This window comes from Klebsiella sp. D5A, assembly GCF_001620885.1.
GTDB lineage: Bacteria > Pseudomonadota > Gammaproteobacteria > Enterobacterales > Enterobacteriaceae > Klebsiella > Klebsiella variicola.
The window spans coordinates 37,695-49,508 of the sequence record NZ_LOAR01000023.1; the positions used below are offsets into that span (position 1 = coordinate 37,695).

The window sequence follows — 11,814 nt, forward strand, 5'->3', positions numbered from 1 at the left end:
GCGGGACAGCGGCTTAGCGCGTGGAGACCGCGGCAAAGGCATGGGCGACTCGCGCAATATTACCGTGGTTGAGCCCGGCCACGCAGACCCGACCGCTGGCGATCAGGTAAATGCCGTACTCTTCACGCAGGATGTCCACCTGCCGGGTGCTAAAGCCGGTATAACTGAACATGCCGCGCTGGGTCAGCAGATAGGAAAAATCACCCTCCGGCTGGGCGGCCTGCAGGGCCGTCACCAGCGCGACGCGCATGGCGCTGATGCGGGTGCGCATGGCTTCCACTTCTTCCTGCCACAAGGCGTTCAGCGCGGGAGCGTTGAGCACCTGCGATACCACCTGGGCGCCAAACCCCGGCGGGCTGGAGTAGTTGCGCCGCACGGTGGCTTTCAGCTGGCCCAGCACGCGCCCGGCGATATCGGCATTGTCGCAGACCACTGACAGGCCGCCAACCCGCTCGCCATACAGCGAAAATATCTTGGAAAACGAGTTGCTGACCAGCGCCGTCAGCCCGGCGCTGGCGATGGCGCGAATGGCATAGGCATCCTCGTCCAGTCCGCGGCCGAAGCCCTGGTAGGCGATATCAAGGAATGGGATCAGCTCCCTGCCGATCAGCACCTCAATCACGCGATCCCACTGCTCGCGGGTGAGATCGGCCCCCGTCGGGTTATGGCAGCAAGGGTGAAGCAGCACAATGCTGCGCGGCGGCAGTTGCTGGAGGGCGGCGAGCATAGCGGGGAAATTCACCCCGCGGGTGGCGCTGTCGAACCAGGGATAGGTATGTACCTCAAAGCCGGCGCCGGCAAAGATGGCAACGTGGTTCTCCCAGGTTGGATCGCTGACCCAGACCGCGGAGTCGGGGAAGTAGCGCTTGAGGAAATCAGCGCCCACCTTTAGCGCGCCGGAGCCCCCCAGCGTCTGGATGGTGGCGATGCGTCCGGCACGCAACGCCGGATGATTGTCGCCAAACAGCAGGGTCTGGACCGCGCGGCGATAGGGCGCCAGCCCCTCCATCGGCAGATAAAGGCTGGCCTTTTGCTGCTGACTCTGCAGCCGGTCAGCGGCCTGACGGACCGCCTCCAGCTGGGGAATAATGGCCTGCTCGTTATAGTACAGCCCGATGCTGAGGTTAACTTTGTCTGCCCGGGGATCCTGTTGAAAGGCTTCCATCAGCGACAGGATAGGATCGCCCGCATAGGCGTCAACGTTCTGAAACACAGTGGTTACTCCTGGAATGACCGTCAAAGGTGAAGCCATTACACCGCGTAGCGTCCGGGACGGTGGTTCATGGCGATAATCGAATTCAAAACTACGGCGCCGAGGATAGAGACCAGCAGCATCGGCAGGCTTACTACCCATAGCGAGGCGGTGACGATGCAGGCGTCAACCACCATCTGGAATTTACCGGCGCGGATGCCACTTTTGTCCTGCAGATAGAGGGCCAGAATATTAACGCCGCCGAGGCTCGCTTTATGGCGAAACAGCACCACAAAGCCAATGCCGACCATGATGTTGCCGAAGAGGGTGGCGTAATAGGGGTTCAGGCGATCGACATGGATAAAGTAACCGTGCAGGTCAGAGAACAGGGACACCAGTCCGACCGCGCAGAAGGTTTTCAGCGTGAAGGCGGCGCCCATCCGCCGGACAGAGAGCCAATAGAAAGGCAGGTTAATGACGAAGAAGACCACGCCAAACGGCAGGTGGGTGGCATAGTGGATCAGAAAGGCCATACCTGCCGTTCCGCCGGTCAGGGCGCCGGCCTGGCGAAATAAAATAATGCCAAAGGAGATCATCAGCGTGCCGAACAGCAGCGCCAGGGTATCCTCCAGCCAGGTGTGGGTCAGTTTTTCAGGGGAAAGGATATTATCCATAAATAAGCACTATCTTTTCGTTAACAAGGATAAGTCCTTATTTGCAAAAATCGCACCAGAGGAGAGGGCCTGGCGATCGTTTGCGGAAAAAACAGACGCTATTCAGCCTAACGTATTGTTATGCCGAAAAGAGAAAATTGCACAAGTCATGCGATTTTCTGCAATCCATTGCGCAAATCGTGCAAATTATCACGCTGTGATGCATTAACTAACCCTGCGTTTGCACCAGCGCAGGGCATCATGCCCTGATTCAGCGCAGCGGATCCGGGCCCGGCATCAGTTGGCCATTCTCTTTAAGGCGGTTGAGTATCACCGCGGTTTTCAGGTGGGCGACCCCTTTGTTTTGCGCCAGAATATGGCTGATCAAATGGCTCAGACCGGGCAGGTCCGGGACCGTCACCCGCAGCAGATAATCGGCGTCGCCGGTGGTTTTCCAGGCGTCCAGGATGGCGTCCACTTCACTGAGCATCTGGTGAAAGCTCTCCACGCATTGCGGGGTGTGATTCAGCAAGCGCACTTCTATCAGACCCAGCATTTCCTGTCCGGCAGCATCCGGCGCCAGCCGCGCGTGATAGCCGAGGATAAGCTGCGCCTGTTCAAGGGCGATGCGGCGCCGTGAACACTGGGAGGCGGACAGGCCGATGAGATCGCTCAGTTCCTGATTGGTCAAACGGCCATTGGCCTGCAGCAGGGTGAGAATTTTCAAATCATAGTCGTCGATGTTGTACATGGTGGCCACTAATGGAACGTCAGAGTGGTTAACAGCCTAACAGCTTTTTGCCCGCCGTGAAGTCTGACGACAGGGCGACGACGCCGGCGCACCAAAACGGGTCAGCTTTATGCATGAGAAGGCTATTTTTCTCATGAACTGTGCGATTTCAGGCGGTTTATTGCGCGTTATGTTTGGCCTGGCGGCGCATCACTCACGCCCCAGAACAGACGGATAAATAATATTTTAATAAAATTCAATATCTTGCTCTTGCTCTTATGGCGGGATGCTGCGCCCTGGCCTGAAAGTTGCTATCGCCGAAGGTGACTTTTTACAGACAGGGGCAGGTCAGAGATGACAACGCAGCAAGAGCATCAGTTAAAACGTGGGTTAAAAAACCGCCACATCCAGTTGATCGCCCTCGGGGGCGCGGTCGGCACCGGACTGTTTTTAGGTATCGCGCAGACGATCCGTATGGCAGGCCCCTCGGTCCTGCTGGGCTACGCCATCGCCGGAGCGATCGCCTTCTTCATCATGCGACAACTTGGCGAGATGGTGGTAGAGGAGCCGGTGGCGGGGTCGTTCAGCCATTTCGCCAACCGCTACTGGGGGCCTTTCGCCGGGTTTATGTCCGGCTGGAATTACTGGGTGTTGTATGTGCTGGTGAGCATGGCGGAGCTGACGGCGGTGGGGATCTATATTCAGTACTGGTGGCCGGAAGTACCCGCCTGGCTGTCGGCGGCGATCTTCTTCGTGGCGATCAACGCCATCAACCTGACGAATGTCAAAGTGTATGGCGAGCTGGAGTTTTGGTTCTCGATTGTCAAAGTGGCCGCCATCATCAGCATGATCGCCTTTGGCAGCTATCTGTTATTTAGCGGCCACGGCGGCCCGGCGGCGACGGTGGCCAACCTGTGGCAGGACGGGGGATTTTTTCCTAACGGTATCACGGGCTTAGTAATGGCGATGGCGGTAATCATGTTCTCCTTCGGCGGGCTTGAGCTGGTGGGGATCACCGCGGCGGAAGCCGACGAACCGCATAAAACCATTCCCAAAGCCACCAACCAGGTGATCTACCGTATTCTGCTGTTTTATGTGGGTTCGCTGGCGGTCCTGCTGTCACTCTATCCCTGGCGTAACGTCGTGGAGGGGGGTAGCCCCTTTGTGCTGATCTTTCATGCCATTGACAGCAATATTGTGGCCAACGCTCTCAATCTGGTGGTGCTCACCGCCGCGCTGTCGGTCTACAACAGCTGTGTGTACTGCAACAGCCGGATGCTATTCGGCCTGGCTCAGCAGGGCAATGCTCCGCGGGCGCTGCTGCGTGTTAACCGCCGGGGGATCCCGTTGACCGCGCTGGCGATATCTGCCGTCGCCACGGCGCTTTGCGTGGTGATTAACTATGTGATGCCTGGTAAAGCGTTTGGCCTGCTGATGGCGCTGGTGGTGGCGGCCCTGGTGATTAACTGGGCGATGATCTGCATCACCCATCTCAAGTTTCGTCGCGCTATGCAGCGGGCCGGGAAGGTAACGGCCTTCCAAAGCCTCGGCTATCCCCTGACTAACTGGCTGTGCCTGCTGTTTCTCGCCGGGATCCTCGTGGTGATGTATCTGACTCCCGACATCCGCATCTCCGTCTGCCTGATCCCGGTATGGCTGCTGATCCTCGCCGCAGGCTATCTGCTGCGGAAGAAAAGCGCCCCGGCGCTGGTGGCGATGAAAGAAGGTTAATCGCCAACACCCTGCCGGGCGGCAGGGTGATATTCTCATCGTGAAAATAACGTCAATACTTCTAGTGGATTTTATAATTCCTATAAATGATAACCGGACATGTTAATCTGGGAATAGATGACATGAACATGCTTTTTATTGATATTGCGTGGCGCTTTGGTAATATCCCGACGGCATTCAGGTTTATTTTATAATGCCACCGAATGGAATAGTAAAATACATAATGGAGTATGGGATGAAGCATGTTCATAAACTGGTCTGGATAGGCCTGTTCGTCAATATTATTATCTGTTTTGTCGCGCGAAATTTATTACTCGATGAAGGACAGCTGAACTTTCATCATCGGGCGGACAGCATGTGGTCCTGGCTGGTGCTCGCTCTGTTTATCGCCGTGGTGGTTCAGGCCGTCAGTATTATGTTGTCGGGCCGCTATCCTTATCTGGCCATCGTGCTGGCATTTATTGGCGGTATCGTGATGGTGCCCGCCAGCATGATCTTTCTGGTTGGCTGTATGTTCAGCTTTCAAACGCGGATTAACGCCGGTTTTACCCCGTGGCGGTCAACAACCGGGGCGATGGGCCGCGACGATAATCACCAGCTATTAACCTTTAATGCATCCGGTTTTTATCCGCAGGGGGCGCTGGCGCTCATCGCCGGCATTATTATCTTAATGATTGGCATGGGTATTGGCGGGGTATTTATTGCCGCCGGCATTGTTGCGCTGTGCAATGGCTATCGTCTGCAGAATCGGGTGGTGATTGGCGTGAGCGGCGAGTCGATGATATTTACACCGGGGCTCTATGCCGATACCTACGTTATTCCGTTAGGTGACGTTGTGCTGGCTGAGCGCGGGAATAATGATGCGAAAGTTCGGCTACGGATCCGTTCCAGCGGCAGAAGCTTCACGTTGCGTAAAAAACTGCTCGCCGGCGATAACGTTAATGATGCCTTCGCCGCCATTCTGGCCAAACTGTCCACGGTTTAAGGCCGACGGGGAAGGGAAGCCGCCAGGAGAGAAACACCTGGCGGCGAAAGCGTGGGTTAGCATGCGCGTTCATCGCGCCAGCCTGCACCCACGCCCTACAACACCAGGTTGCATGTTAATCCACGTTGGTAAAATAATCGCGCGCGGCGGTCTCGACGCGTTTCGCATCCAGCCCGGTCTTCTCAGTGATCTGTTCGATAAACGGTTTAAATTTCTCGTCCATCACGTTACCCCCGTCCCAGTGGGCGACGTAAAATTTGCACTGATAGCGATAAAAATGGAGAGTGGTATCTCCTAACGTGTAGTACATGAGCTTCTCCTGTCCATAAATGCGGTCGCCGCGTCCACAGCGTCAGCAACCCTTTTCTCATCACGATCGATCTGCTCTCTATCCTCCTCCCAATTGGCTAAAATTTCCAGCGGTGCTTTGCGCTATAAAGCAGGATAAAAGAGGGTTAGATTGCGGACGAGTAGTGATTTTTTTCTGAAATGGAACGGAGGAACCGGTTACCTGCGGGATGCGCAGATAACCGGAGAGCAGGCAGGATTAGCGCAGCGCGTTGCGCTCGTCGTCGGTCAGGTCCAGGGTCTGCACCATGCCGCTTTCTGCAGCGCGCACCGCCGCTTCCAGAACGGCCATTACCGCCAGCGCTTCAACCGGCGGCACCGGATTGGCGATCTGACCGTTCAGCGCGTCGCGGATCTGCATATAGTACTGGCGCTGATCGCCCTGCGGAGTGGCCTGAGAGTGGGTCTGCAGCGAGGCGTCATAGATCACCAGCTTGTCATCATCCTGACCCCAGCCGGCACTTCCCGGCTCCACGCCCGCCAGCAACTGGCTCTCCTGCTGGTCGGCCCGCGCTTTGATCACGCTGCCTTTATCGCCGTGCACGGTGAAGCGCGAGGAGCCGCCCGCGACCAGCATGCTGCAGTGCAGGATCGCTTTATGCGCCGGGTAGTTTAATACCACATGCGCCCAGTCGTTGATCTCCGCGCCGTCGCGCAGGGTGGCGATATTGCCTTGTACCGACTGCGGCAAACCAAACAGCTGCAGCGCCTGGTCGATCAGGTGGGGCCCCAGATCGAACCATAAACCACTGCCCGGGACGTTCTGCTCACGCCAGCGGACGCGAACTTCCGGACGGAAGCGGTCAAAATGCGACTCGAAGTGTTTCACCGTGCCAATGGCGCCCTGCTCAATGACCTGACGGATCCCCAGGTAGTCGCTGTCCCAGCGGCGGTTATGGAAGACCGAGAGCAGGCGCTGTTTCTCCTCAGCCAGGGCGATCAGCTCCCGGGCTTCCTGCATATCGAGGGTAAAAGGTTTATCCACCACCACATGCTTGCCGGCGTTCAGCGCCAGGCGGGCCAGCGGCGCGTGGGTGGCGTTGGGGGAGGCGATGACCACCAGATCGACATCCGGATGCTGAACCGCTGCCTCCGGGGAAGCGATGACCGTGACATCCGGCAGGTCGCGTTTGACTTTCTCTTCATCGCGCGAGGCGACGAACGCCAGATTCAGACCCGGCACTGAACGGATAAGCGGCGCGTGGAAGGTCTTACCGACGAAGCCATAGCCAATCAGGGCGATATTTATTGTGTTGTTACTCATCAGGTTCTCCACGCGGTTAAGCGTCAGCAATGTGTACAGAGAGGGCGGGGTCATCCCCCAGCTCAGCCCAGGGACGATCAAGAAAAAGATGGTGAATATCGCTGAGCCCGGCCACCAGCCACGGCTCGCAATGGTTGACTTTGGTATGGTCTGCCACCAGCCAGTGCTCTGCGCTGGCGGCCAGCATGGCGCGCTTCACGTCAGCATCGGCCTCCTGGCTGGCGCTCAGCCCCAGCCCGGCATGAAGCGCGCAGGCGCCGAGAATGGCGATGTCGGCCCGGTAGCGGGCGACCAGCGACAGCGTAGCGCTGCCGGCGAACAGCCGCTGTTCACTGTCCCACTGGCCGCCAAGCAGGATCAGCTGGATATCGGTACGGTCGCTAAACAGCTGGGCGATATCCAGCGAAGGCGTGATCACGGTCATCGGCCCTTTAAGCTGAGCGGCGACCGCCAGCACCGTGCTTCCGGCGTCAAGAAACAGCGTCGAGCCGAGGGGGATGCGCGCGGCGACCTGCTGACCCAGGCGCTGCTTGGTCTGGGGGAGCAGGGCGTTTCGACCCTGGCGCGTCATCGCCGGGACGTTAAGAGCGATGGCGCCGCCGTGGTTTTTCTGCAGGACACCCTGTTTTTCCAGCTCGCTCAGATCCCGGCGAATGGTATCGGCCGAGACCTGTAGCCCTTCGACCAGTTCGCTGATGCTTAGCTGGCCGTTTTCACTCAGCCTGTCGAGGATGTGTTTTTGTCTGGCGAGCTTATGCATGGCAAGCGACTCCGCAAATTAACGCAATAAACAGCATAATACAGCAATGAGTGGCAAAATAAACCGCAAAAAGACGCATTGAGATCGGCAAAACGGGAAGAACTTGATTTCACTACGCTTTAACGTTAAATGAGGAGTGCAGCGCGACCCGGGGCGAAAGCGCTTTTTAATGAAGCTATTAGCCCTACTTACCGGGCAATAAAAAGCGAAAAAGCGCGCTTTCGCGTACCTTATAGAGAGTGCGCGCAATGTGACAGGTATGGATTAACGGAGGTTGAGTGGACGCGATTAAAGGCTCGGAGTTGCAAATACCGGACGCGATCTTCGCGTGGGTGCTCGACGGGCAGGGGGGCGTGAAGCCGCTCACCGATAACGATATTATCGACAAAGACAAGCCCTGCTGGCTGCATCTGAATTATACCCACAGCGACAGCGCCGACTGGCTGGCGGCCACCCCGTTGCTGCCCAACAACGTGCGTGACGCCCTGGCGGGGGAGAGCACCCGGCCACGGGTGACGCGGATCGGCGACGGGGCGCTGATCACCCTGCGCTGCATTAACGGCAGTACCGATGAGCGTCCCGACCAGCTGGTGGCGATGCGTCTGTATATGGACGAGCGGCTGATCGTCTCCACCCGTCAGCGCAAGGTGCTGGCGCTGGACGATGTGCTGGGTGACCTGAAGGAGGGCAATGGCCCGACGGACGGCGGCAGCTGGCTGGTGGAAGTCTGCGATGCGCTGACCGATCATGCCAGCGAGTTTATCGAACAGCTGCACGACCGCATTATCGACCTGGAAGATGACCTGCTTGACCAACAGGTGCCACCGCGGGGTTTTCTCGCGCTGCTGCGTAAGCAACTGATTGTGATGCGCCGCTATATGGCGCCGCAGCGCGACGTTTACGCCCGACTGGCCAGCGAGCGGCTGCCGTGGATGAGTGACGATCAGCGGCGGCGGATGCAGGATATCGCTGAGCGGCTGGGGCGCGGTCTGGATGAGATCGACAGCTGTATCGCCCGGACGGCGATCATGAGCGACGAGATCGCCCAGATTATGCAGGAGTCGCTGGCGCGGCGGACCTACACGATGTCGTTGATGGCGATGGTGTTTCTGCCCAGCACCTTTTTAACCGGCCTGTTCGGCGTCAACCTTGGCGGGATCCCGGGAAACAGCTGGCATCTGGGGTTTAGCCTCTTCTGCCTGATGTTAGTTGTTGTCATCGGTGGTGTTGCGTGGTGGTTACATCGCAGTAAATGGTTGTAAAGAATCGCCTTTTAGCGGCCGCATTGCCGGGAAAACCCGGCAATGTTTGAGCGAAATCAATAAACCACCTACCCATTCAGGGCAATATCTCTCTCGCAGGTGAATGCAACGTCAAGCGATGGGCGTTGCGCTCCATATTGTCTTACTTCCTTTTTTGAATTACTGCATAGCACAATTGATTCGTACGACGCCGACTTTGTTGAGTCGGCTTTTTTTTTGCGCTCTCCGGACCAGCTTCTACGCTTACTAAGACACCCGACGGTCTTCAGGCCGTTAAGCCTGCGGGTACGCCCGTATTACTCTCCGGGAGGCCTCTATGCATTACGCTTCAGGGCTGACAGCCCAGTCTATCCCCATCTCACCCGAGCCGAACGATCCGGCTCCTTTACCCGACCCACGACCGCGTCCGCAGCCGCAGCCCGATCCGCCGCCTGACGAAGAGCCGATTAAATTGTCGCATCAGGCGCGGAGATCTGCGAGGATACGCGCCTGCAGATTGTCCGTCCTTTAATACGAGAATACATTGTGACCGCTTTTTCTACCCTGACTGTTTTACCTGCCGCCCAATTAGCCAACCTTAATGAGCTGGGTTATCTGTCGATGACCCCGGTTCAGGCCGCCGCCCTGCCGGCGATCCTTGCGGGGAAAGATGTGCGCGTGCAGGCAAAAACCGGCAGCGGAAAAACGGCCGCATTTGGGCTGGGTCTGCTGCAGCATATCGATCCGGCGCGCTTTGAAACCCAGTCGCTGGTCCTGTGTCCGACCCGCGAGCTGGCCGATCAGGTTGCCGGTGAGCTGCGTCGCCTGGCGCGCTGCCTGCCGAACATCAAGATTCTGATGCTCTGCGGCGGGCAGCCCTTTGGCGCCCAGCGAGATTCACTCCAGCACGCCCCGCATATCATCGTCGCCACCCCGGGCCGTCTGCTCGATCATCTGCAGAAGGGGACGGTCTCCCTTGACGCGTTGCAGACCCTGGTGATGGATGAAGCGGACCGCATGCTCGATATGGGCTTCAGCGACGCCATCGACGAGGTGATCCGCTTCGCGCCGGCTGACCGGCAGACCCTGCTGTTTTCCGCCACCTGGCCCGCGGCAATCGCGGCGATCAGCGGCCGGGTACAGCGCAATCCGCAGACAATTGAGATCGACACTGTCGATGCGCTCCCGGCGATTGAGCAGCAGTTCTTTGAAGTTTCCCGCCACGGTAAGATTGCCCTGCTGCAGCGCCTGCTCAGCCAGCATCAACCCGCATCCTGTGTGGTGTTCTGCAACACCAAACGCGATTGCCAGGCGGTCTGCGATGCGCTCAACGCCGCCGGGCAGAGCGCCTTGTCGCTGCACGGTGATCTCGAGCAGCGCGACCGCGATCAGACGCTGGTGCGCTTCGCCAACGGCAGCGTCCGGGTTCTGGTGGCGACCGACGTCGCCGCCCGCGGCCTCGACATCAAATCCCTCGCGCTGGTGGTGAACTTCGAGCTGGCCTGGGATCCGGAGGTGCATGTTCACCGCATCGGCCGTACCGCCCGCGCCGGCGAACAAGGGCTGGCCATCAGCTTCTGCGCGCCGGAAGAGGCGCAACGCGCCACTATCCTGGCCGACATGCTGCAGCTTTCCCTGAACTGGCTGCCGGCGCCGACGGGCAACACCACCATCGCGCCGCTGACGGCGGAGATGGCCACGCTGTGTATCGACGGCGGTAAAAAGGCGAAAATGCGCCCGGGAGATGTGCTGGGAGCCCTGACCGGGGATATGGGTTTTGATGGCGCCGATATCGGTAAAATTACCGTCCATCCGGCTCATGTCTATGTGGCGATCCGCCAGAATATGGCGCAGAAGGCGTATAAGCAGTTACAAAATGGCAAGATTAAGGGCAAAGCCTGCCGCGTTCGACTGCTGAAGTAAGGGCAGGTTAGTGCGTCTCAGGCGGCTGCCTGAGACGCGTGAGGGTTACTTCACTTCCACCACGTTCAGACGCAGTTCATCGAGACGGGCGTCTTCTTCTTCGGGCTGCCAGCCGGCAGGCTGCAGGGGAATCTCTTCCCGGTCAAACGCCAGATCGCCACCGTCCACCACCTCGGAGCCGTGGGTGATACCTTTAAAGTCAAACAGATTGACATCGCTCAGATGCGAAGGCACCACGTTCTGCATCGCGCTGAACATGGTTTCAATGCGCCCAGGATAACGCTTATCCCAGTCGCGGAGCATATCGGCGATCACCTGACGCTGCAGATTTGGCTGCGAACCGCACAGGTTGCACGGAATAATCGGGAAGCCTTTGGCCTGGGAGAAGCGCTCGATGTCCTTTTCGCGGCAGTACGCCAGCGGGCGGATGACGATGTGTTTGCCGTCGTCGCTCATTAGCTTCGGCGGCATCCCTTTCATTTTGCCGCCGTAGAACATATTCAGGAACAGCGTCTGCAGGATGTCATCGCGATGATGGCCGAGGGCGATCTTGGTCGCCCCGAGCTCGGTGGCGGTACGGTAGAGGATGCCGCGACGCAGGCGAGAGCACAGCGAGCAGGTGGTTTTCCCTTCCGGGATCTTCTCTTTGACGATGCCGTAGGTATTCTCTTCGACAATCTTGTATTCCACGCCCAGCTGCTCAAGATACGCCGGCAGAATATGCTCCGGGAACCCAGGCTGTTTCTGATCGAGGTTCACCGCCACCAGCGAGAAGGAGATGGGCGCGCTTTTCTGCAGATTACGCAGGATCTCCAGCATGGTATAGCTGTCCTTGCCGCCAGAAAGACAAACCATAATGCGGTCGCCCTCTTCAATCATATTGAAGTCGGCAATCGCCTCACCGACGTTGCGGCGCAGACGTTTCTGCAGCTTATCGATGTTGTATTTCTCTTTCTTTGTAAGTTCTTGATTTTCTTGCATTGTTAA

General features: G+C 58.0%; 12 protein-coding genes. 5 read left to right on the forward strand and 7 right to left on the reverse strand.

The annotated features are described in order from the left end of the window. Window positions 1–13: 13 nt before the first annotated feature. The 3 genes from AS136_RS24335 to AS136_RS24345 all read right to left on the reverse strand — a co-directional run bounded on the left by AS136_RS24335 (window position 14) and on the right by AS136_RS24345 (window position 2,596). Complete coding sequence (locus AS136_RS24335) at window positions 14–1,213, reverse strand: amino acid aminotransferase (RefSeq protein WP_012968380.1); 1,200 nt, start codon at window positions 1,211–1,213, stop codon at window positions 14–16. Between the two features lie 38 nt (window positions 1,214–1,251). Beyond that, a complete protein-coding gene (locus AS136_RS24340; protein ID WP_023322497.1) occupies window positions 1,252–1,866 on the reverse strand; it encodes a YitT family protein in 615 nt (204 codons plus the stop codon). 250 nt (window positions 1,867–2,116) lie between these two features. Further along, window positions 2,117–2,596: an Lrp/AsnC family transcriptional regulator gene (locus AS136_RS24345; RefSeq protein WP_008805158.1), complete on the reverse strand. Its 480-nt coding sequence runs from the start codon at window positions 2,594–2,596 to the stop codon at window positions 2,117–2,119. A 333-nt stretch (window positions 2,597–2,929) separates the two neighbouring features. Between AS136_RS24345 and AS136_RS24350 the strand changes: the two genes are divergently transcribed. Together AS136_RS24350 and AS136_RS24355 are read left to right on the forward strand one after the other, a co-directional pair. After that, window positions 2,930–4,306 carry an amino acid permease gene (locus AS136_RS24350; RefSeq protein ID WP_023322499.1) on the forward strand — a complete coding sequence of 459 codons (1,377 nt, stop codon included), beginning with the start codon at window positions 2,930–2,932 and terminating at the stop codon, window positions 4,304–4,306. A 235-nt stretch (window positions 4,307–4,541) separates the two neighbouring features. Continuing rightward, the gene (locus AS136_RS24355) at window positions 4,542–5,291 is read left to right on the forward strand and encodes a hypothetical protein (protein ID WP_008805156.1); all 750 of its coding nucleotides are present in this window, start codon (window positions 4,542–4,544) and stop codon (window positions 5,289–5,291) included. Window positions 5,292–5,406: 115 nt separating this feature from the next. Here the strand turns inward: AS136_RS24355 and AS136_RS24360 are convergent, their stop codons facing one another. The 3 genes from AS136_RS24360 to AS136_RS24370 form a co-directional block, all read right to left on the reverse strand. Beyond that, complete coding sequence (locus tag AS136_RS24360; protein ID WP_008805155.1) at window positions 5,407–5,601, reverse strand: hypothetical protein; 195 nt, start codon at window positions 5,599–5,601, stop codon at window positions 5,407–5,409. Window positions 5,602–5,838: 237 nt separating this feature from the next. Further along, complete coding sequence (locus tag AS136_RS24365; RefSeq protein WP_023322500.1) at window positions 5,839–6,957, reverse strand: oxidoreductase; 1,119 nt, start codon at window positions 6,955–6,957, stop codon at window positions 5,839–5,841. Continuing rightward, on the reverse strand, window positions 6,920–7,663 hold the full coding sequence (locus AS136_RS24370) for a DeoR/GlpR family DNA-binding transcription regulator (protein ID WP_023322501.1): 744 nt from the start codon (window positions 7,661–7,663) through the stop codon (window positions 6,920–6,922). The genes AS136_RS24365 and AS136_RS24370 overlap by 38 nt, the downstream gene beginning before the upstream one ends. 278 nt (window positions 7,664–7,941) lie before the next feature. Between AS136_RS24370 and zntB the strand changes: the two genes are divergently transcribed. The 3 genes from zntB to dbpA all read left to right on the forward strand — a co-directional run bounded on the left by zntB (window position 7,942) and on the right by dbpA (window position 10,827). After that, on the forward strand, window positions 7,942–8,925 hold the full coding sequence (gene zntB / locus AS136_RS24375) for a zinc transporter ZntB (protein WP_008805152.1): 984 nt from the start codon (window positions 7,942–7,944) through the stop codon (window positions 8,923–8,925). Window positions 8,926–9,241: 316 nt separating this feature from the next. Next, window positions 9,242–9,436 (forward strand): proline-rich small protein YnaL, encoded by a 195-nt coding sequence (ynaL, locus tag AS136_RS29240; RefSeq protein WP_049245597.1) that lies wholly within the window; start codon window positions 9,242–9,244, stop codon window positions 9,434–9,436. A 14-nt stretch (window positions 9,437–9,450) separates the two neighbouring features. Next, window positions 9,451–10,827, forward strand: coding sequence for an ATP-dependent RNA helicase DbpA (dbpA, locus tag AS136_RS24380; protein WP_032732890.1), 1,377 nt, complete (start codon window positions 9,451–9,453; stop codon window positions 10,825–10,827). 45 nt (window positions 10,828–10,872) lie between these two features. Here the strand turns inward: dbpA and ttcA are convergent, their stop codons facing one another. Then, the gene (gene ttcA, locus AS136_RS24385) at window positions 10,873–11,808 is read right to left on the reverse strand and encodes a tRNA 2-thiocytidine(32) synthetase TtcA (RefSeq protein WP_004203988.1); all 936 of its coding nucleotides are present in this window, start codon (window positions 11,806–11,808) and stop codon (window positions 10,873–10,875) included. Window positions 11,809–11,814: the final 6 nt, after the last annotated feature.

Bases quoted from the DNA above. Each gene is read 5' to 3' on its own strand.
- AS136_RS24340 (WP_023322497.1), bottom strand. From the start codon at position 1,866: ATGGATAATATCCTTTCCCCTGAAAAACTGACCCACACCTGGCTGGAG.
- AS136_RS24345 (WP_008805158.1), bottom strand. From the start codon at position 2,596: ATGTACAACATCGACGACTATGATTTGAAAATTCTCACCCTGCTGCAG.
- AS136_RS24350 (WP_023322499.1), top strand. From the start codon at position 2,930: ATGACAACGCAGCAAGAGCATCAGTTAAAACGTGGGTTAAAAAACCGC.
- AS136_RS24355 (WP_008805156.1), top strand. From the start codon at position 4,542: ATGAAGCATGTTCATAAACTGGTCTGGATAGGCCTGTTCGTCAATATT.
- AS136_RS24360 (WP_008805155.1), bottom strand. From the start codon at position 5,601: ATGTACTACACGTTAGGAGATACCACTCTCCATTTTTATCGCTATCAG.
- AS136_RS24365 (WP_023322500.1), bottom strand. From the start codon at position 6,957: ATGACCCCGCCCTCTCTGTACACATTGCTGACGCTTAACCGCGTGGAG.
- AS136_RS24370 (WP_023322501.1), bottom strand. From the start codon at position 7,663: ATGCATAAGCTCGCCAGACAAAAACACATCCTCGACAGGCTGAGTGAA.
- ynaL (WP_049245597.1), top strand. From the start codon at position 9,242: ATGCATTACGCTTCAGGGCTGACAGCCCAGTCTATCCCCATCTCACCC.
- ttcA (WP_004203988.1), bottom strand. From the start codon at position 11,808: ATGCAAGAAAATCAAGAACTTACAAAGAAAGAGAAATACAACATCGAT.